The sequence below is a fragment of the Dyadobacter sp. CY351 genome (assembly GCF_021502625.1).
In the GTDB taxonomy this organism is placed as follows: domain Bacteria; phylum Bacteroidota; class Bacteroidia; order Cytophagales; family Spirosomataceae; genus Dyadobacter; species Dyadobacter chenhuakuii.
The window spans coordinates 98,320-119,783 of record NZ_JAKFFU010000012.1 but is presented as its reverse complement, the minus strand read 5'-3'; the positions used below and the strand labels follow the sequence as shown (position 1 = coordinate 119,783).

The 21,464-nt window shown below is 45.3% G+C and carries 17 protein-coding genes and 2 tRNA genes; 11 read left to right on the top strand and 8 right to left on the bottom strand.

The genetic code is table 11. The features are described 5' to 3' along the window. The first annotated feature begins 20 nt into the window (after window positions 1-20). The 4 genes from L0660_RS21110 to L0660_RS21095 all read left to right on the top strand — a co-directional run bounded on the left by L0660_RS21110 (window position 21) and on the right by L0660_RS21095 (window position 7,135). A complete protein-coding gene (locus tag L0660_RS21110) occupies window positions 21-3,110 on the top strand; it encodes a T9SS type A sorting domain-containing protein (RefSeq protein ID WP_235161214.1) in 3,090 nt (1,029 codons plus the stop codon). Between the two features lie 176 nt (window positions 3,111-3,286). Continuing rightward, a complete protein-coding gene (locus tag L0660_RS21105) occupies window positions 3,287-5,197 on the top strand; it encodes a T9SS type A sorting domain-containing protein (RefSeq protein WP_235161213.1) in 1,911 nt (636 codons plus the stop codon). Between the two features lie 36 nt (window positions 5,198-5,233). Then, window positions 5,234-6,466, top strand: coding sequence for a hypothetical protein (locus L0660_RS21100; RefSeq protein ID WP_235161212.1), 1,233 nt, complete (start codon window positions 5,234-5,236; stop codon window positions 6,464-6,466). Window positions 6,467-6,628: 162 nt separating this feature from the next. Beyond that, entirely contained in the window at window positions 6,629-7,135 is a 507-nt protein-coding gene (locus tag L0660_RS21095) for a T9SS type A sorting domain-containing protein (RefSeq protein WP_235161330.1), read from the top strand. A 334-nt stretch (window positions 7,136-7,469) separates the two neighbouring features. On the opposite strand, the gene L0660_RS21090 is transcribed toward L0660_RS21095, so the two are convergent. The 3 genes from L0660_RS21090 to ubiE all read right to left on the bottom strand — a co-directional run bounded on the left by L0660_RS21090 (window position 7,470) and on the right by ubiE (window position 9,055). Then, window positions 7,470-7,544: transfer RNA gene (locus L0660_RS21090), tRNA-Val, on the bottom strand. A gap of 111 nt (window positions 7,545-7,655) precedes the next feature. Next, window positions 7,656-8,309 (bottom strand): porin family protein, encoded by a 654-nt coding sequence (locus tag L0660_RS21085; protein ID WP_235161329.1) that lies wholly within the window; start codon window positions 8,307-8,309, stop codon window positions 7,656-7,658. A 23-nt stretch (window positions 8,310-8,332) separates the two neighbouring features. Further along, on the bottom strand, window positions 8,333-9,055 hold the full coding sequence (gene ubiE, locus L0660_RS21080; protein WP_026629415.1) for a bifunctional demethylmenaquinone methyltransferase/2-methoxy-6-polyprenyl-1,4-benzoquinol methylase UbiE: 723 nt from the start codon (window positions 9,053-9,055) through the stop codon (window positions 8,333-8,335). A 161-nt stretch (window positions 9,056-9,216) separates the two neighbouring features. Between ubiE and L0660_RS21075 the strand changes: the two genes are divergently transcribed. Continuing rightward, the gene (locus L0660_RS21075) at window positions 9,217-9,999 is read left to right on the top strand and encodes a hypothetical protein (RefSeq protein WP_235161211.1); all 783 of its coding nucleotides are present in this window, start codon (window positions 9,217-9,219) and stop codon (window positions 9,997-9,999) included. 12 nt (window positions 10,000-10,011) lie between these two features. Next, window positions 10,012-10,593 carry a hypothetical protein gene (locus L0660_RS21070; protein WP_235161210.1) on the top strand — a complete coding sequence of 194 codons (582 nt, stop codon included), beginning with the start codon at window positions 10,012-10,014 and terminating at the stop codon, window positions 10,591-10,593. A 51-nt stretch (window positions 10,594-10,644) separates the two neighbouring features. Here the strand turns inward: L0660_RS21070 and L0660_RS21065 are convergent, their stop codons facing one another. The 3 genes from L0660_RS21065 to L0660_RS21055 all read right to left on the bottom strand — a co-directional run bounded on the left by L0660_RS21065 (window position 10,645) and on the right by L0660_RS21055 (window position 16,825). Then, window positions 10,645-11,877, bottom strand: coding sequence for a HAMP domain-containing sensor histidine kinase (locus tag L0660_RS21065; RefSeq protein ID WP_235161209.1), 1,233 nt, complete (start codon window positions 11,875-11,877; stop codon window positions 10,645-10,647). Between the two features lie 204 nt (window positions 11,878-12,081). Continuing rightward, the gene (locus L0660_RS21060; RefSeq protein ID WP_235161208.1) at window positions 12,082-13,764 is read right to left on the bottom strand and encodes a RagB/SusD family nutrient uptake outer membrane protein; all 1,683 of its coding nucleotides are present in this window, start codon (window positions 13,762-13,764) and stop codon (window positions 12,082-12,084) included. A gap of 19 nt (window positions 13,765-13,783) precedes the next feature. Further along, window positions 13,784-16,825, bottom strand: a complete 3,042-nt coding sequence (locus L0660_RS21055) for a TonB-dependent receptor (RefSeq protein WP_235161207.1) — start codon at window positions 16,823-16,825, stop codon at window positions 13,784-13,786. Between the two features lie 391 nt (window positions 16,826-17,216). Here L0660_RS21055 and L0660_RS21050 point away from each other — a divergent pair, with 391 nt between their 5' ends. Further along, window positions 17,217-17,450, top strand: a complete 234-nt coding sequence (locus L0660_RS21050; protein ID WP_235161206.1) for a hypothetical protein — start codon at window positions 17,217-17,219, stop codon at window positions 17,448-17,450. An 18-nt stretch (window positions 17,451-17,468) separates the two neighbouring features. Here the strand turns inward: L0660_RS21050 and L0660_RS21045 are convergent, their stop codons facing one another. Together L0660_RS21045 and L0660_RS21040 are read right to left on the bottom strand one after the other, a co-directional pair. Continuing rightward, complete coding sequence (locus L0660_RS21045) at window positions 17,469-17,729, bottom strand: hypothetical protein (RefSeq protein ID WP_235161205.1); 261 nt, start codon at window positions 17,727-17,729, stop codon at window positions 17,469-17,471. Window positions 17,730-17,947: 218 nt separating this feature from the next. Beyond that, window positions 17,948-18,020, bottom strand: a tRNA-Phe gene (locus L0660_RS21040). Window positions 18,021-18,252: 232 nt separating this feature from the next. Between L0660_RS21040 and L0660_RS21035 the strand changes: the two genes are divergently transcribed. From L0660_RS21035 to L0660_RS21020, 4 genes are read left to right on the top strand one after another with little or no spacing between them, the layout of a single operon-like run. Beyond that, on the top strand, window positions 18,253-19,593 hold the full coding sequence (locus L0660_RS21035; RefSeq protein WP_235161204.1) for a (Fe-S)-binding protein: 1,341 nt from the start codon (window positions 18,253-18,255) through the stop codon (window positions 19,591-19,593). Next, window positions 19,594-20,391, top strand: coding sequence for a (Fe-S)-binding protein (locus tag L0660_RS21030; RefSeq protein WP_235161203.1), 798 nt, complete (start codon window positions 19,594-19,596; stop codon window positions 20,389-20,391). Between the two features lie 47 nt (window positions 20,392-20,438). Continuing rightward, window positions 20,439-20,939, top strand: coding sequence for a hypothetical protein (locus L0660_RS21025; protein ID WP_235161202.1), 501 nt, complete (start codon window positions 20,439-20,441; stop codon window positions 20,937-20,939). A gap of 43 nt (window positions 20,940-20,982) precedes the next feature. Further along, complete coding sequence (locus tag L0660_RS21020; RefSeq protein ID WP_235161201.1) at window positions 20,983-21,462, top strand: gliding motility lipoprotein GldH; 480 nt, start codon at window positions 20,983-20,985, stop codon at window positions 21,460-21,462. Window positions 21,463-21,464 lie beyond the last annotated feature (2 nt).

Genomic DNA, 21,464 nt, shown 5'->3' with positions numbered 1-21,464 from the left:
TCACTTAAACATACACTAAAATGTATCACTTTGCAGCTGCTGCAAGGAGAGGACGCTATTGTCTTCTTCCAGCCCTTCTTTTTGTCTTTTCTATCACTTTTGCTCAGGATTACGAGCAGCTACGGCAACAAAAAATCAACAGTCTCGACCTCTCCGGCCTTGGGCAAATGCTATTTCTTAATGCTGGCCTAACTAATCAAAATGAAATTAATTACTTCAAAAATTTAAACAGACAACAAGGAAAAACTCCTGAGCCGGTGTCTTCGGAGGAATGGCAGAATTTATATGAGAGACTGGTCGATACAGACCTGAGGCCCGCTCAGGATCGGCTTCCGGAACTTGCAAAACTTGTTGAAACGGATGCCGCAAAACTTACAAAAAGCAATATCATCCCGATTGCATTTATCAATCTCGAAGGCATTTATCTATCTGATGGTGCGCTTAATAAAAACGAAGCACTTAAAAAAGCCGGAAAATCGGTAGATTTTGCAAAATATGAAAAGGTAAGAATCGTATCTGCAGCAGTAATGCAAGAAGATTTGTACCAGTCCGATGTTTCTTTTCTACTGGACGAAGCTCTAAACATTGATAACCATGCTGACAAAATCGATTCTGTGGAGATTGATTTCATTGACGGGCGAGGCTTTACCGATTATCCGGTAACAAAGAAGTTAATTCCCCATCGTTTTAATTCGATCGGCGAGCATAGAGTAAGAATTCGTTTTGCCATTGGTAATACTAATTATCTTTTTGAAACGAAAGTGAATGTAAGGCAAATGGAACGCCTAAAACCTTACATGGAAATGGAAGTGACTGCAAAGCCGTTTCAATCTGTCGCTTCGGATTCATCTGCCAGAACAGCATTGGCAGGAGGCACCATTCGCATTATTAAAGGATGCGATCAAATATTTGACAAGCCCATCATTATTGCAGAAGGTTTTGACATGGGGCAGGATGTAAATCTCGATGCCATTGAAACAAATTATAAAGATCCGCTCAACCAGTTTTTGATTGAAGGTTACGATCTGGTACTGCTCGATTACAACGACGGACGAGCTGCTATTCAGGATAATGCACAGGTCTTAAAAGCGGTCATCGAACTTGTAAACGCGCAAAAGACCGGCAATTCAGAATCCATCATTATCGGTGAAAGCATGAGCGGGTTGGTTGCCAGGTGGGCATTGCGGGAAATGGAAAATGCAGGACAAGCACACCACGTAAAGCTGATGCTTTGTTACGATACGCCGCATCAGGGTGCGAATGTGCCAGTTGGGCTGACGCAGCTGGCATATGAGGCGCACCCAACCATGCTTACCAACTTCATTCTCAAATTTTTTGCCAAGCGCTGGCGAAATTATTACAAAGCATTGGGGACACCCGCTGCAAAGCAACTATTGATACATCAGGCAGCGCATCCAAATACGGGCATGAAGCACGCCGACTTTGATAGTTTCCGCACGCAACTCACCGCACTCGGAAATGGCGGTTATCCCCAGAGTTGCCGCAATATTGCCGTAATCCATGGCAGTATGGATGCGGGCGACCGTACATTGTTTAATAACTATAATTATGGCAGCAGATTACTACTAAGTTGGACACCATTAGGCCTGCAAAACACCAATATCGACATTCATACTAATGATATCAATAAAGCTAGCAGTGTGTTCAAATTCGCTTCGTGGGGACATCTATGGAATAGAAAAGCTGTTAACAGGACTTACCTAAGTGCTTTAAACGATGATTTTCTTCCTGGTGGACGCACACAATCCGGCGTTCCCAATAAGTTAATTGGAAAGAAAACCCATTTTGTATTTTGCTTTGTTCCAACATTTAGCTCTATTGATTATCAAGGACCGAGGGCGACTCAGGTTGAACGAGAGATGCTAAATCTTGAATCTATTGACCCCACACAAATGCCATTTGCTGCGATTTATGGCAATACTAATAATACGCCTCATGTTGACTCACGATTCGTTGATTGGAATGACATTGGTCTTGCCGAAGGCCTGCTATCCGGCAATGCAGCCTGCCCGGCGCTTCCCGTTCCGCCAATTCCTGTTATCGTCCCTTTCAACACATGCTATCCATTTGGCAAGAAGCGTACGACCGAGGACAACACAGCAAACATTACGGTCTCTTTGAAGAATGCTTCCAATGGGCAGTATGTGCATAACTGGACGGTTTTGCCATCCAATCAATATTTTACAACCACGGGCGACCAGATTAAATTTCAGGCTGAAAAAGCGGACCATTATGAAGTTACCTGTGTTCGTACTTATCCAAACCGCAGAGATTTGAGCGCGACATCAACAGCAACGATCTGGGTTTATGATTGCGATAATGTTCCTGCGAAGCCGGATGAAGACCAATTGGTGTTTGCAGATGCTTCTGATGTTTGGGAAGGTGATTTCTTACTGACCACGGCTGTGGATTCACTTGCCGTCTTTGCACATTATCACCAAGCGTCCAAGGTTTTATACGCGTCACTGCAAAACGGTACATTCATTCCAAGCAGCAAGCTCAAAGCCAGTGGCATGTTTGATGAATTTGCAGCACTTTTCGCAGAAGAAGATCCTGGCAATCCTCTTCCTGTACGGTTGGTTTCGTTTGAAGCTGCGGCCGAAGGCATGAGTGCATTACTGACATGGACGACAGCAGCAGAAATCAACAGCGATAAATTCATCATAGAGCGAAGTTCGTCCGTTAAAGACTGGATCGAAATTGGTCAGGTGACGGCGCGAAGTGTGGGTGTAGCGAAGGAAGCGTATGAATTTTATGATCGGGATATTGATCTTAAAGTGGGCTACTATCGCTTGAAAATGATTGATACGGATGGCACATTCGCTTACAGCAAGATCAAAACGCTGAGATTCGACGGTATGGAACCCTCCATATTTCCAAATCCGATCGGCAATGATGGATTAATACATTTGGCAGACGGTGCCAATGCTGCAAACATCGCCATTTTCGATATTTCCGGACTGAAAGTGTTTGAAAAGAGTGGTGCAGCAACGCAGATTAATGTTGAGAAACTTCCACCGGGAAATTATATCATCCGCATCCGATTGAAAGATGGAACTGAGACGAGCCGGTTGGTTGTGAAGAAATAGGTAATAATATTGAAAAACCCTGATCACGTATATCCAATTTCGTTCGTTAAAGGCATCTTTTCAAACTCCCGTAAATTGTTGACGTTTAGGACATAAGTAAAAAAGCATTGACTTATGCCTTAACTATCTGATAGCAAGTGATATTAGATCATTTTTAAATAAACACTTTTCGCACTATGAAAATAACATTACAAATACTCGGACTTATTTTAGCCAGTTTGACTGGATTTGCACAATGGAGTACAGATCCGACACAAGGAAATTTAATCCGCCAGGGGACAAACGCGATAGAGGACTTTACCCTTCACACAGATAATACTGGTGGAACATTCCTTGTCTGGGAAGATTGGCGGACATTCGGCCCGAATATCTATGCACAACGCATTACCACAGCTGGTTCGCCAAAGTGGGATGAAAATGAAGGACATATAGTCCGCCCGATGCAGGGTAACGGTGAAATGATCGCCAGCATTATGGAAATGGGATCGACAAGTGATGGAAATGGAAATGCTATCATCGCATGGTCAGATAACCGAGATGGATTACATGTCTATGTCCAGAAGATTAACGATAACGGTGAAATGCAGTGGCAAAACGATGGCCAAAATATTTGTAACCCATGCGCTTATGCTAATAAAGTAAAGATCATAAGTGATGGGAGCGGTGGATCGATCATTGCATGGAGTGGCGAAAGAGCTTTCGGTGAAGTTAGTGAAGTTTATATGCAACGGATCAATGAAAGCGGTGTAAGTCAGTGGCAAAGCAATGGTGCAAGGGTAACGAACAACGACGAGTATCACAAAATTTTACTAAACATTGTGAGCGACGGAAACAATGGTGCAATTGTAACATGGGAATATCAGCAGGATGGAATAAGTGAAATACGTGCCCAACGATTAGATAACAATGGTAACGCCCTCTGGGCGGCCGAAGGAACTATTTTAGGCAATTTCACTGACGGTAATGCAAGACAACTGGAATCTATAACTGATGGCAATGGCGGAATAATAACTGTTTGGTATGACGTGCGTAATTCTTCCGGAAACCTATATGCGCAAAAAATCAATTCGAATGGACAACCGCAATGGACTTTTGGAGGACTTCCCATTTGTACTGCAAATGGAGATCAGACTCGTGCTAATATTGTCAGTGATGCGCAAGGAGGGGCAATCATCGCTTGGGAAGATCCGAGAAATGGCCCTCCTAACATTTACGCGCAACGGATAAATGCCAGCGGCCAGGCTCAATGGCCAGCCGACGGCATACCAGTTTATCCGCAATCTTTTAATCAGGTTAATCCACAAATAACGCCTGACGGCGAGGGTGGTGCTGTTATATGTTGGACTGACGCCAGGAATGCCGGGGTTACAGATAACCACAGAGACGTGTATGCCCAGCGCGTGAATGGCTCCGGAACTTTACTATGGGAAAGTAACGGCATTCCGGTTGCCATTGGCGAGAGTGATCAGGGCGGTGTTGCAATCACCACTGATGATAATGGAGCCTTTGTGATCGTCTGGCTTGGTGACTACGACAGCATATTTGCATCTCGCCTTGGCAAGGACGGTGTGCTCCCCGTTACGCTGGTCACATTCGAGGCTCGTGCTGAAAATGACAATGCAGTTTTAACATGGACAACCAGTCAGGAAACCGTTAATAAGGGTTTTGAAATTCAACGCAGCGCCGATGCTAAGCATTTTGATAAGATTGCGTTCGTAAATCCTTATAGCAGCGGATCCGACACGACTCAAAACTATCAATATACCGACCGCGCCCCACTCCCGGGCACTAGCTATTACCGCCTCAAACAACTCGATCACGACGGAAAATTTGCTTACAGCAAGATGGTTCATGTCAACCTTCCCAAGACTTCCCATATATCCGTCTATCCCAATCCTACAATAGGTGATCTTTTCGTTGAAACAGAGCACGTTAGTGAGCGTCTACAAGTTATAGATATGCTTGGTCGAACTGTTCTTGACAAGCGCGTAGTTAAGCCCAGAACACACATTAATGTTAAGGATTTATCACCTGGAATGTATATCATCAAGGGAGGTGCTTTGAGTCAGGTTTTTGTGAAGCATTAAGTGTCATAGTTTTGCTAATCAAGCTATTAATTTGATATGAAACATTTATTCACTCTATTTTCTCTCCTTGTATTTCCGTGTTATGCCTTCGCGCAATGGAATGACAACCCGTCAATTAACACGAGGATTTGCGATTCTGAAGCCTTCCAAGATGATCACGAGCTTGCTACTGACAATGCAGGTGGAACATTTATAGCATGGAAAGATTTACGTTCGGGAGCTCTTCATTTATATGCTCAACACATTGATTCGGAAGGATTTAAGAAATGGCCAGGCGAAGGTGTGCCAATAGCCACTGCGACGGAAAGCGACGAATATTTGATGGATTTCAAGCTTGTTGCGGATGGAGATGGTGGTGTTATTATCGTTTGGGCAGACGCACGAAATCAAGCTCCTTATGAATTCGATGCGGATATTTACGCCCAAAGAATAAATGCTAATGGTGAGGTTCAATGGACTTTCAATGGGGAAACCATATGTGATGCGTTAGGACTACAACACAGCATAGATGTAATGGAAGATGGTTCTGGCGGCGTATTTATTGTATGGGAGGATAAGCGGGACATTAACCCAAATATTTACGCCCAACACATCAATCATTCCGGCAAGGCTGAATGGACAGCTAATGGTATGCCTGTTAGTAAAGACAATGTAAATCCCAATATCCGTCCGCAATTGGTCGCCGATGGGAATGAGGGGTTAATGGTATTTTGGCATCAAACTACATCGCCCTACGACCGCTATTATAAAGCCCAGCACCTTAGCAAAACGGGCGCTCAGCAATGGTCAAATGGCGGGCTCCAGGTTATCACGCTTGGCTACGCTGACCCTTTTATAAAGCCGGAAATTATAGCTGACGGTGAAGGCGGAGCGATTGTTTCTTGGTATGAGCACCTTGGAGATAGTCACCAAATCCTCGCCCAGCGCATTAATTCAACTGGTTTATCAATGTGGCCTGGCAGAGCCATTTATGTATGTGAAAGTATACTCGGCCGCGCGTTTCCAGAGATGGTGACTGATAATAGTGGAGGTGCAATAGTTATTTGGGCACACGGGCCAATTTTGCAACCCAATGCTATCCACGGCCAGCGAGTAAACGCTGCTGGTCAATTGCTATGGCCAACGATAGGATTACCTGTTATAAATAGAAATACCAGGGTATATGACTATCAACTTGTAACTGACGGAACGGACGGGGCTATTATTGCATGGACAGATGCTACATCCGATATCCGTGGACAACGAGTTACAGGCTTGGGTGTTCATTAGTGGCACATTAAGGGTGCCACAATCTGCAGTGCAGATAACAATCAAGCTAGAATCAGAATGGTTAGCAATGGAAATTATGAAGCTCTTGTCTTTTGGTTAGACCGGAGAATTGAACCACGCCAGATATACGGCACCTTAACAAACAATCAGATTCTTTTGCCAGTGACACTAATTGCATTTGACGCCTTTGCTGAGCATAGCCAGGTTCAGTTGTTATGGACGACGTCAATGGAAACAAATAATGAGCGTTTCGACATTGAAAGAAGCAGAGACGGCAAAAAATTTGAAAAGATCGGTGAGGTTTTAGCTTCGTCTGATTCAGCTGCCGAAAAACACTATCGATTTACTGACCCTGCCCCCATCTCAGGAATTAATTACTATCGCCTCAGGCAACTCGATCATGACAGGAAATTTGCTTACAGTAAAATGGCCGTGGTAGAATCCGTCGGGGATGAAGATTTCAGCATTTATCCAAATCCCTCCCATGACCGAGTAAATATCAAATCTTCAAAAACGCTGACAAAGCTGGAAATCGTAAATATGATCGGCATTACTGTAATAACCGTCCCTGTATCCAGTAATCATTTACCGGTTGACATCAGTTCGTTGCAGCCAGGTTTGTATGTTGTGAGAGCAGGTGTGACAAGCAAACTTTTTGTAAAGAACTGAACGGTCCCTGATCCGTTGCTTGCAGCAGACGCAGCGCGGACAGATGCTTATAACAAAAAAGAGCACCGATTTCTCGATGCTCTTTTAATCGTGGGAGTTGAGGGATTCGAACCGCGCGGCGGACCGTCCCCGACCCTCTGCTTGCAAGCGGACGCCGCACGGGCAGTTGTAAACGAAAAAAGAGCACCGATTTCTCGATGCTCTTTTAATCAGTGGGAGTTGAGGGATTCGAACCGCGCGGCGGACCGTCCCCGACCCTCTGCTTGCAAGCGGACGCCGCACGGGCAGTTATAAATGAGAAAAGAGCACCGATTTCTCGATGCTCTTTTAATCGTGGGAGTTGAGGGATTCGAACCCCCGACCCTCTGCTTGTAAGGCAGATGCTCTGAACCAACTGAGCTAAACTCCCTTTTTCCCCGTCGTTTGGGAGTGCAAATATGTAGGACGAAAATCTTCTCTGCAACTTTTTTGATAAAAAAAATTTAAAAAAATTGCAATTCATTGAAGATCAAGGCACATTTTATTCAAAATTTAAATACAATGTAACCGTGTGCGTGGACAATTTATTGATCCCGGTCCCTAAGGAATTTTTAGAAGGGTTGAAAACATTGGTTAACCCATGAGAAAAGCGCAGTTCTGGCGCGAATTTGAAAAATTCGAAAAACTGCTCGTAGCCAATGCCGTAGTCAAGCGAGAAATCACTCGATTTTGTGTCCAGCTGGCCGCCGCCCCGGTTTCGTTTTACATTGGTTTCCAAACCCAAAGTAAAACCGGCAAGCATATACATTCTGGAATTTACCCTGCGTAAGGATTTGTATTTCAACAACAAAGGAATCTCAATCCAGGTCGATTCACGCTTTTCAGTCTTTTCGACGCCATTAGGGTAGCTGTACTTGACATTCCGGTCGTACAGGGAGACGGAAGGCGTGGTGCGGATGTCGAAATGGTCCGTTAGAAATGCGTTGACGATAAAGCCCATGCGGAATGCCGCGTTGGTTGGGGACTGGATTACGAATGCGGAGTCTTTGGAGACAAAATCGTTGCTGTGCTTGATATTGAAGCGGGTGAATGGCACGCCGAAAAGGATACCATAATGGATAGGCTTGTCATCGTAAAATTCCAAATGACGGCGCCTATACCCTATTCCCTGTGATTTCACTTCCTGAGCCGCCATCAGCAGCAAAAGAATGCCTAATATTATTTTTGCCCTATGTAAATCGAACAAATCCCGAAGGTAAGTGTAATGCATTTGGTATTGATAAAACCTGCTTTTTTATAGATTTCAAGAAAAGCTTCCCCATCTGGAAACGCCTGAACAGACTCGGGAAGATATGTATACGCCGAACTGTCTTTGGAAACGCTTTTACCGATCAACGGCAATATATATTTGAAATAAAAATTATAAAACTGCTTGAAAGGAAAGGCGCGCGGCTTGGAAAATTCAACCACCACACAAGTTCCGTTTGGCTTCATCACGCGGTTCATCTCGCTCAGTCCGACCAGCAAATTCTGGAAATTGCGTACTCCAAACGAAACGATGATTGCATCGAAATAATTGCTCTCGAAAGACAAGTTTTCGGAATCGCCGCTTTGTAATGTAATGATGTCCTGCTTACCGAGTTTGGCGATTTTTTCCCGGCCAACAGCCAGCATTCCTTCCGAAATATCAACGCCTATGATCTTTTCGGGCTTTAATGCCAATGCTTCTATGGCGAAATCACCGGTGCCCGTTGCAATGTCCAAAATCACTTTCGGCGCCTGTTTTTTGAGCAGCTTAATGGCCCTTTTACGCCAATAAATGTCCACTCCCGCGCTAAGCAGATGGTTCAGCAGATCGTATTTTGGTGAAATATTGTCAAACATTTCGGCCACTTGCTCCCTCTTGCTGCCCTCTTTGTCCTTATATGGTACTACACTCATTTCGCTCTGCTGTTGATATAACAATTAAACAAAACTAACAGATAAATGTTGTTATTCTGACTGCCTGAATGAGGTTATTCAAATGCCATAGTGACCGAAACCAAAAACCTGCGTCTAAACGGAGAATCAACTCAGGACTAATGGTTAATCGGTTGTCAATCATGCATCAATATTTACTCGCTGCCCTGCTGGTAACGGCCACATTGGCGGCAGAAGCGCAAACGCGGCGCTTGGCTTCGTCCAATGGCATCAGCCAGAAAAAAACTTATGACAGGAATGATTATCAACCCTTTACACTAAGTTGTAATGCCGGATTAACACAGTTTTTTGGGGAAATGAATGAGCAGGATATGCGCAGCATTTTGGGATTTGGTATTGGCAGGGCTTATAACAAACAGCTTTCCCTGCATCTTGATTACCATTCAGGCAAGCTGGGCGGTCAGAATACCGATTTTTTTAATTCCTGGTTTGTCAATGCTTTTAATAGCGTGGAAGTGTTTGTAAAATGGAATTTGACGGAACAATTCAGCCATTTTGAGCCGGGTAATGCTGATTTCAGCGTTTATGGAGGGTTAGGTCTTATTCATTTTAATGCCAATGCTTTTGATCTGGAGAACAATCAATTGCTCCGTTTTACCAATAGCAAACTAAGCGCTCGCAATCCGAATTTCCTGAGATGGGGAAGGCCCAAAAGCCTTCGTAACATTAAAAAAACACGTGAAGGGATGCTGCCATTAGGCACTTCCCTCGATTACAAATTGTTTCAACATTGGAAGATCGGCATCGATTATCGTTTTTATTTTGTGAGGACAGATAAGCTCGATGCAACTTCCGGCATGCGGCTAATCAATGCGGAAGAAAGTGAATCATATAGTGATACACCCAATGACAAATTCAGTTTTATTGCCGTAACATTGGCCTATCGTTTTAAATTATCCCACTAGCAGAAGTCCATAATGTTCTCAAACGCCGTCAAATACAAACTTTATCCAACATTACTTAACCGTTTCGACCGATTCGAAAAAGGCTATATCACTGAAACGGAGCTTCTTAATAGTGTGAACCGCCTGCCAGTCCCGCAAACGGAAGCGCAGCGGAAAGGTGTTTCATTCGAGGAAGCGGTGATCAAAGGCATTGACGAAGAGGAATTTGACCCGGAAATCCTTTCGCGCGTACGCGCACTCCTGCCTCGGCCGATGCTGAAAACGCAGGTGTATTGCGAATATCAGGTTGAGGATGTGCTGCTTTATGGCTATGTGGATGTGCTTGGCAAGATGGTTGCTGTCGACATTAAAACAACTAGTAACTATCAGCAAGGATGTTATGCGGCAAGCCATCAGAATTTTTATCTTCCTGCATTACGCGGCAAAGGAATCCGCAGCCTGAAATATGTAATTACGGATTTTAAAGATGTTTATCAGGAAGAATATGACCATTCAATGGATTTTTCCGCTCAAATGATGCAAATCAAGTCCTTCTGCGAGTTTTTGGAAACTCACCGGGGTGAAATTACGGATTTGAGGATTTTTGGAAATTGAATTTTCTTATTCTTACAAGTTTTCCTGGTCACAGATGAGGCAATAGGCGCACTATGCGTTATCCTGGGAGAATGTAAGGGTAACCGTTGTTACCTGCTCCACGGATTCCATCAACAGTCTGATTTTCAGAAGCGACGTAATTTCCTTCACAAGAATCAGTCCGATTCCCAGTCTTTCGGCCATACCCAGCGGCGGGTATGCACCATCTGAACCTGCATTAGAATTCAGCCATTGCATAATGTTATCGGGGACAGTATTACCGGTGTTTTGAAGCATGACCAGGGCTTCGTCCCCTTTTACCGAAGCTGCAATTGTTATTTTCCCGTTTAGCGTGTGCTTGTTTGCATTGTCAATCAAATTATGCAAGACAATCCCCAAAAGATTCGGGTTACTGGAAACGTGAATGGATGGGTCAACATCTATTTCAAGCTCATTGCCATGTGTCCTTATAATTCCGTCAAACAAATCCGCCTTATCCTTTACAAGCTGTGCAAGATTTACCTGTTCGGTTATAGCCAGCTTCTGATGAACGGGAAGCTTGGTAAAGTCCAGCAGGTTTTCCACAAAACCCATCATCGTTTCCAGTGATTTGTGCAGTTCGGTGCTATATTCATGTATAGGCGCGTAATCTTTCGCGTCCGCCAACCGGGAAATTTCTCTGGAAACAACTATCAGAAAGCCAAATGGCCCGCGAATGTCATGGGTAATGGAGGCGACCAGGCGCGATTGGATATATAACTGATGTTCAAGAACTTCCTGCGATTTTTCCAACGAGATCAATGCTTGCTGAAGAGCCTGGGTGCGTTCCATAACGGCCTGCTCGAGAAGCCGGTTTTCAATTTTGACTTTTTCAATAGCGAGCCGCTCAATTTCCTTCCGCTGAAAGCGCGTTTCGGCGTCTCGTTTAAGAAAATAGGCTGCCGGGATCAGGATAACGCTCATAAGAATGCCACGGCTGCAAAGCATGAGGATCTTGATCCCTAATGGGTTTGGGGCTGTCCTGAATGGAAAATCTTTGAAAATGGGGTTGAATGTGAAATAAAACACATTCGAAAGCACACAGCAGCATAGCAATGAAAGAACTAACCCTGCCCAGCGCCCTTGTTTTTGTTGGATATAATTGATGCAATACCAGCAAGCGAGGCTCATAAAGAAGATGACAATTTCCGAGCCGATCAGGTTTACCGGGTCATTCCACTGTCCTTCTGACAGGCGGGCAGGCAAAATAAAAACAGGGATTGAAGCCGCAACGATTATGCCTGCCTTGTGAAGATTTTTATGCATTCAAAAATGACTAATTTACTTACGCCAACTTTGACCGTGTTCTACGCTCGGGACCAAAGTTAGCAATTACACCCAGTGGTTGTACGATTCCGGCTGGATGCGGAGCGGCTTACGTAAATCGGAGAGGGATTCCTTGTGGGCGGCTACCGTCTGGCGGCTGCTCATAAGGCGTCCCTCTCCGATAATTTAATGTTTAAAAAACAATCAGTTATAACCTGGATTCTGTTTGAACTCGTCTTTATTCGTAATCGCATCCAATTGCACTTGCGGAATCGGGCGGAGATTATGGGTTTCTTTAATGTTCGCTTTGGCGTCCATGTTGTATTTCTGCACGTAGCTTACCAGTTTTCCGGTCCGTTTCAAGTCGTACCAGCGGAGCAGTTCGCCTGCCAGCTCGCGGGCGCGTTCGTCGAGGATGAAATCAATGTTCAGGTCTTTGGCTGCGACCGTCATACTCGCTTCTTTGCCCGGAATCGCACGTTTTTTGCGCAGATCGTTAATGTAAGTCAGCGCTTCGGCAGGATTTGTCTTCATCAACGCTTCCGCGGCAATCAGATATAGTTCGGCGATCCGGATCACAAACCCGTCGCGTGCGCTCCATTCCTGGTTGGCCGTCAGGCGGGTTGGGTCCATTAATTTGCTCATTTGAATAAACTGAGACCTTAACAGCAGCGATCCGTCTTCCTTATACATGGTGTTGCGGTCGAAGATTTTGTAACGACCTGCCGCGTTTGCAATTTGTGCGGGCGTAGCCACCGTTTTCATGAAAACCATGGATGTGTCGCCAAAAGCCATCTTAGGATAACCATTCACCGTTCCGGCTTTTAAATTGGCCACATTAGCAAGCCAAACCGTCTGGAAAGTGCCTGCATAGCGCTGATCGACCTTTTCGTCAAACAAATCAAGCAAATGCAATGTGGGCACATAGCGCTGGTAAGGACGCCCGTAGGCGACCGAACGCTCCATGCCGGGCTGCTTATCGTACACCATAATGTAATGCAAATGGCTGTTATTGCCCTTGCCCGCGGCCGCATCGTAATCTCCGTTCATGGTGTCGTCATTGGTGTAATTCACGTAGTAAACGACCTCGGAATTAGTGCCGCCTTCGGAATTTTTCATATCCCAAAGCGATTTAAAATCAGAAAACAAGGCATAGCGACCCGATGCAATCACTTCCTTGGCTAATGTGGCCGCCAACGCATACATCTCAGCATTGTTGGTCGAACTCGCACGGGTAAGGGCCATTCTGGCTTTAAATGCTTTTGCCACGTCCTGCGTAATGCGGCCGTTTGTGGATTTTGCGGGCGCCAGGTTTGCGATTGCAATGTCCAGATCAGCAAAAATCACTTTATAAAAATCCTCTACACTCGACCTTTTTGCAGTAGTAACGGCACCGGCAGTTGGCTCTGTTTGCAGCACTACATCGCCCCAGGTTTCGGTGATGAGCCACAAGTAATGTGCCCGCAAAAAGCGCACTTCGCCTTCATATTGCTTGTTCATAGCTTCCGACAAAATCGGCGCCGGGAGCAGCTTCAATGCTGTGTTACAAGTGTTTAAGGCTTTATATAAATGTCCCCAGTAATCCTTCAAATTCGTTTGAGCACCATTCAGATCGACGGTATAATCCGAAATCTGATTGGCCTTGTTATCACCGCCGCGCAGGAAGAGATCGGTGCCAGTTTCGGCAAATGCAGATGGAAATTCTTTGCCATACCAGAGTCTTGTACCTGAATAAGAGGCATTTACGGCTGCTGTCATTCCCAGTTCGGTCTGGAAAAACGGGTCTTCGGTCAGGCCGCTTTTATTGGTTTCGGAAAGATAGTCTTCGCAGGAAGTGAGCCCCACGAGCGAAAAAGCCATGAGTAAGGCCGTTATTTTTATTTTCATTGGAATGTCTGTTTTTGTATTAAAAATCAATGTTTACACCAAAGATCATCTGCTTCACCAGCGGGAAATCCAAATTGCCGCCGCGCTCCGGATCGTAATCCTTGATCTTGCTGAAAGTGAAATAGTTTTGCAGCGTTCCATAAACCCGCACCCGGCCCACACCGATCTTTTTGGTTAAAGCCGAAGGAATGTTGTAGCCCAACGACACATCCCGGATCTTCACGAAGGAACCTTTGACATAACCCAAAGTAGACTGATATAAATAATTTGTGGTTGAGTATGAGCTGTTTGGCCTAGGAAAAGCATTGGTCGGATTTTCCGGCGTCCAATAATCTACATTCGAAGAGTTTTCAAGTGCACTCGGCTTGTAAGCGCCAGCATTATATTCGTAATTGATATAATGCCCAATGCGGCCGTAGACGAACACGCTCAGGTCAAAGTTTTTGTATTCAAAATGGTTATTGACCCCGAAAGAGAATTTTGGCACATTCGAGAATGTCGTGCGGTCACCCGGATCCACCACGCCGTTGCCGTTCATATCGGCCACTTTTACATCGCCCGGCTTATTTTGTCCAAAATCCAAAGCCGCTTCCTCCTCCCCTAACTGCCAGATGCCGATCTTTTTATAATCGAAAAACACCTTCGTAGGCTCGCCCACAAACCATTTATTGGCTTCATTGCGTGTTACGCCATTATTTAAGGCAATGATCTTTTCGCGGTTCAGCGTGAACGTCCAGTCCGTAGACCAGTTGAATGCTTTGCCGGCAATATTTTGCGTCGTTATCGCAAGCTCAATCCCCTTATTTTCAACCTGACCAATGTTTTCGAGGATTTCGCTGTAACCCGTGTGCGTCGGCAGCAAGCTGGGCAACAGCAGATCACGCGTCCGTGAGCGGTAAACGTCGACCGTTCCCGTAATCCTGTTTCCGGCCAACCCAAAGTCCAGACCGGCATTCCAGGTGCCCGTTGTTTCCCAGGTTAATGCTGGATTCGGGATCACGCTTGGCCAGTAACCAAATGCCGCACTCGTCCCGAAAGCATACGCAGAAAGTCCCAAGCCGCCTTTTGTAGCATAAGGATCAATGGTCGAATTCCCCGATCTTCCCCAGCTCACGCGCAATTTAAGGTCATTGAAAACCTTGCTATCCTGTAAAAACGGCTCCTCGATCACGCGCCAAGCTCCCGAAACGGAAGGAAAATAGCCCCATTTGTTCCCTGCGGCCAAAACCGAAGATCCATCCGCACGCAGCGACGCCTGGAAAATATATTTGTTGCTCAACTTGTAATTAACCCTTCCGAAAAACGATGCAATGGTCGTTTCCCGCAACCGGCTGCCGATGGCTTTGGAAATGGTGTTAGAATTGAGGTCGTGGTAAGAAGTGATCGGCGATGCCTGGTTGTTGCCGGAAGATGTGTATTCCTCATATTTAGTCCCCAGCGAACTCGTTCCCAACAGCCCCTGGATCTGGTGGTTACCAATGGTTTTGTTGTAATTTAATGTGTTCTCCCAGGTGTAGTTGAAGTAATTATTGATCTCAACCCCCGAGTTCGAGTTACGGCCCGCATTCGCAACCGTGTTATAACCTTTGTAATATCCGCGACGGAAGTCCCTGAAATCCAGACCGATCGTTGATTTCAAAAACAGATCATTCGTGATTTTCACATCCAGGTAAGCAGAAGAAAACAGGCGCTTATCCACAATGTTGTTTACAAAAACGCCAGGCTGCTCATCGGCCAGCGGCGTGAATTGCGCGCTGTAACCGGGTGCGGGGTTCAGGATCAATGTGCCATCGTCATTAAAAGCCTTTGCAATAGGAAGGATTTTGTTGGCCATATTCAGCGGATTATCGCGCTTATCCTGGTTTTTATAAGAATAAATGGCGCTTAACCCAACACGGAAACAGTCATTCAACCGATGATCCACGCTGATCTTACCATTCAATCTGCGATATACATCATTGAGCAGCAGTCCCTTATCTTTTTGATAACCAAATGACGTCGAGAAAGTCGTTTTTTCGCTGCCGCCAGTGAGGTTGATCTCATAATTCTGCATTAAGCCGTTGTGGAAAATGTAGCTTTGCCAATCTTCAAACTGCTTATCCTTAATGTATTGCAATTCCGTGACCTGGAAAATATCTTCATCCTTCCGGTAAACATCGCCGTTTGTGGTCCGATAAGCCTCACGTTTTTGCTGCGCATATTCCTCCCCGTTCATCATCCGCGGATACAGCGCCTTTTTGTTCATCGACACATAGGAATTAAACGACAGCGTCGACTTGCCCGATGAGCCCTTTTTCGTGGTAATAATGATCACCCCGTTCGCACCGCGCGTTCCATAAATCGCAGTTGACGCCACATCTTTCAAAACCTCAATCGACGCAATGTCCGTGGGATTAATGTCAATAAAAGAACCGTATGGAATCCCATCCACCAGCACAAGCGGCTTATTATCAGCCCGTAACGACCTATTTCCGCGTAAAACAATGTTAATATCCGCACCCGGCTGACCAGAGCTCTGCGTAATGTCGATTCCTGAAACCTTCCCCTGCAACGACCTCAGCGCATTTGTAGTCGGAATCGCCGTAATATCCTTCGCCTTCACCGACGTAATCGCCCCCGTCACGTCACTTTTCTTCATCGTTCCGTAACCCACCACCACAATTTCTTCCAGCGCCTTCGTATCAGCCAGCAGTTTCACATCGATAACCGAGCGGTTACTCACCTCAATTTCCTGACTGGTATAACCAACGTAAGAAAAAACGAGCGTCGCGTTTCCGGCCGGGATCGTGATTTTGTACAAACCATTTGCATCCGTCGTAGCGCCCGTCGTCGTTCCTTTCAGCAAAATACTGACGCCTGGAAGTTCCTCTCCATTATCGCCCGTCACTTTTCCTGAAATGTCCAAAACAGAATTCAACCCTTCCTTCCCAACTGTCAACACCACCGGATTTGCCGCGATATGGGCATGGCTTCCCGCATAAACCTGCTGACTACCAACCGGTAAGATTCCATACATGAGCACCAGCCCCAGGGCCGATACGCTTTGTAGTTTTCTAAACATACATCATAACAGTTTATATTATTCTATTTATTAATGCAAAAGTGACATTCAAAAACGGGTACAATCCTGCCGGAAAAAACGGTTCGGAGCTTGTGTCTGGAAATGAATGTTCAGGTGAATGCCGAAGCGGATCAGAATATTAATAATCAAAGAAATTATTGATTATCTTTTTCACGGACGCCGCCTTCGCTAAAAGGAAGGTTAGCGTTTAGCAAGAAATGCCAAAGGTTTTGGACAAATATATTTATGCAAACGATGTCGGGAACGATGCCAAAATAGAATCGAACCGTTTTTTTGTTGGACAATTCAGGATTTTTTAATCGATTTTTAATGAAGGCAGGCAGTTTGTGTCCGGAGGTAAATTGGATTTAATTGATAATAGCCGGGCAAAATGGAAATCCCGGATATCATATTGGTAACCCCGAACATGAAACGGGTCAAATCCCGGAGGGATGCAATATTGGTAGCAAAAATAATGGCGATGCAAAGGCAAATCCCGGAGGGATGCGACGGCTTACGCGATGTTGCATCCCTCCGGGATTTCTTTATTGATTATGAACACGTTGGCTACCGCCCTGCGGCTACCAATATGGCATCGCTCCGCGATTTGGTTTATACCAGATAACGACTCAGGCAATAATGTTCAACGAATAATTACGATTCCATCTTCATTCAGACATTCTTCCAAAAATATTCTCCCCGATTCTATCGAAAAATCAGACACAAATCGCCCTGCCGATCCCGCATCCGCAAATTGTGCTACCGTTTCCAACATTAACTCCTGACTCGCGGAGTCGACGACGAATGCAGTAATGCGAACGATTTCCTGGTTTTCTTCGCTGCGATCACGGTGGAGGCAGATTTGGATTTCTGGTTTGGGGAGGGTTATGATTTTGAAGTTCATGTGTGTAAGATTGGTTTAGATTTACTTTCAAAGCATTGGTTTGCAAAAATAAATTGGATGACCGAAGGGTTACACAACGTATATGTTGTATTAGGAAATAAATAAAATAATGTTGCGGTGAATAAGCGGCCTAATCACCGCATAAAATGCGGCGAATAATGTTGAAGGTTATAAGCAACAAAAAAGCCGCTGCGATTGCTCGTAGCGGCTTTAAGTTGTGGTGATGGACGGAATCGAACCGCCGACACAAGGATTTTCAGTCCTTTGCTCTACCGACTGAGCTACATCACCAGGCTCAATTGGTTCCCTTTGGGACTGCAAAACTAGAAGTTTGGTTTTGCTTTGCAAACAATTTGCTGAAATATTTCTCAATTTGTTTGTCGCAACAACCTACTGCCTTGATAATCTTTGTTTTACGAGCATAGCCGCATATTTTATCTTAAAAACATTTGCACCGACTTACATTTTTACCATATTTGTTAAGGTATGCTTGCATACTAATGATGCGTTTAAATGATTCGAAATGGCAATATTTCAGCAAATCTTATTTATAGCCGTCCTGGCAACAGTCACCTGGCTGGCTTATCGGCGGGTTACGCTGATCCGGTCTACGATTCTGCTGGGCAAGCCGGAAAACCGCTCAGATAATCCCGGAGAAAGGCTTTCTACAATGCTGCGCATTGCTTTCGGGCAAAAGAAAATGTTTGATCGGCCGCTGATAGGCTTCCTGCATTTCGCGGTTTATATTGGTTTTATCCTGATTAATGTTGAAATCCTGGAAATTGTTCTGGATGGCGTTCTGGGGCAGCATCGCGTGTTTGCGCCGTTTCTGGGTGGGTTTTATCCGGTGCTGATTGGTTTTTTTGAGGTGCTTGCCGTGGGCGTGCTGGTTGCTTGTGTAATTTTCCTGCTCAGGCGCACGGCGGTTAAAGTGGAAAGATTACAGCCTGTCCGCCACCGCGAAATGAACGGCTGGCCTGCGCTGGATGGCAAACTGATTTTGGTATTTGAAATTGTGCTCATGATCGCGATCCTGACTATGAATGCTGCCGACCTGGCACTTCAGGACAGGGGAAATCCACACTATCCGCAAACAGGTGACTTTTTGTTCAGCCAGTTCCTCAAACCGCTTTTTGAAAATTGGAATGAAAATACGCTTGTGATTTACGAGCGGTTTGCCTGGTGGTTTCACATTATCGGCATTTTCGTTTTTGCTGTCTATCTGACTTATTCCAAGCATTTACACATTGTGCTGGCATTTCCCAACACGTATTTTGCAAAGTTGGCGCCGAAGGGAAAAATGGACAACATGCCGGAAATTACAGCTGAGGTGAGGACTATGCTGGGAATTGAAACCATCCAAACGGGCGAAGCAGCTGTGATTCCTGATCGGTTTGGAGCGAAGGATGTGCCGGATCTCTCCTGGAAAAACCTTATGGACGCGTATTCCTGCACGGAATGCGGACGCTGCACGGCAGCTTGTCCGGCTAACATGACGGGAAAAAAACTGTCTCCCCGCAAAATCATGATGGACACGCGCGACAGACTGGCAGATGTGGGCAGGAACATGCAGAAAAACGGCGGACAGTTTGTGGATGACGGCAAAAGCCTGATCGGGGATTATATTTTGGTCGAAGAAATAAATGCCTGCACTACTTGCAATGCGTGCGTGCAGGAATGCCCGGTGCTCATTAATCCGCTGGACATTATTTTGCAACTACGCCGACATAAGGTGATGGATGAATCGCAGGCGCCCGCAAGCTGGAATATGATGTTCCAAAACCTGGATACGAATCAGGCGCCATGGAAATTTTCACCGGGTGACCGTTTTAATTGGGCCGCAGCCCTTGAACCGAAAGAATAAATGAGCGATCTCGTATATAAAGTGCCTACAATGGCCGAAATGGCGGCAAATAATGAAGCTCCCGAGGTTCTGTTCTGGGTGGGGTGCGCCGGCTCGTTCGACGACCGCTATAAGAAAGTGACGGTCGCTTTTGTAAAAATATTGAATAAGGCTGGCGTAAAATTTGCTGTGTTAGGCACGGAGGAGAGCTGCACGGGTGATCCGGCGCGGCGGGCGGGTAATGAATTTACATTTCAGATGCTTGCTATGTCCAACATTCAGGTGCTGGATATGTATGGAATTAAGAAGATCGTGACGGCTTGCCCGCATTGTTTCAATACATTAAAAAACGAGTATCCGGAGCTGGGCGGCAATTATGAGGTGATCCATCATTCGACGTTTTTGCAGCAGCTTATCGATGAAGGCCGGGTGCGGATCGAAGGCGGGGAAACATTCAAAGGCAAGAAGATCACATTTCACGATTCCTGCTATCTGGGTCGTGCGAATAACATTTACGAAGCGCCAAGGCATGTTTTGGAAGCATTGGATGCCGATCTGGTCGAAATGAAAAGATGCCGGACCAAGGGACTTTGCTGCGGCGCGGGCGGCGGACAAATGTTCAAAGAACCGGAACCGGGCAAAAAGGACATTAACATTGAAAGAATTGAAGAGGCGCTGGCAACAGGTGCCGATACCATTGCGGTTGCATGCCCGTTTTGTATGGTTATGATGACGGATGGTGTTAAAAATAAAGAAAAGGAAAGCGCAGTTAAAGTTTATGACCTCGCGGAACTGATCGCTCAGGCCGAAGGGTTATAATGTTGCCCTGCGCACTATCAATTAGTTTTATTTAAAAATTTTGAATCATGTACATTCCATTTAGCGATATCCATTTTCAATCCCGTGTCTGGATCTATCAGGCTGACCGTCAGCTAACTGACATAGAAGTTGGCATTTTGACCGAAACTTTGAAAGCATCACTGGATGGCTGGGAAGCACACGGAAAACCGCTGACAGCCTCGGGGAAAGTGTTCGAACATCGTTTTGTGGTTATTGCGGTGGATGAAAACGATGAGCTTCCAAGCGGCTGCTCTATTGACAAGTCAGTACATTGGATGCAAGCTGTGGGCGGATCGATGAACATTAATTTCTTTGATCGCTCAATCGCTTACTTAGGGGCTGATGATCAGATTCATACCGTGCCGGTTCCGAGCATTAAGCAGGCTGTTACGGATGAAATCCTTTTGCCTTCGACCATTATTTTTGATAACCAGGTAACGACAAAAGCGCAGTGGATGAACCATTGGAAAACGCCAGCGTCAAACTCCTGGCTTAACCGCTACTTTTCCGCGCAATCCAGCGTTTAGTTTTAAATGATTAGTTTTGTCAACTAAACGATAACGGTCCGGAATGAAGTTTCTTTGGTTTGTCTCAATTTTTACGCTCTGCCTTACATTGTCGGGCTGTGATGAAAACGTGGTTTACAAAGCGCACGAGGACATTGATGACGGACTTTGGTATATCAAAAACAAGCCGACCTTTAAAGTTGAGATAACGGATACTACGGCGACTTATAATCTCTATTATCTGCTTCGTAACACGATGCAGTATCCTTATTATAACATGTATCTGACCAGGAATTTCACCGGTCCGGATCAAAAAGTGATTTCTAATACATTGGAAGAGGTTTATCTTTCCAACGAAACCACAGGAAAACCTTACGGCCACGGGTTAGGAGATCTTTTTGACCACAAAATCCCTTTCCTCAAAAATCATAAATTCCAAAGATCCGGAACTTATACATTCACGCTGACCCAATCCATGCGCCAAAACCCACTACCGTTTGTGATGAGCGTGGGCATTAGTGTCGAAAAAGTGGCGGTGAAATAAAG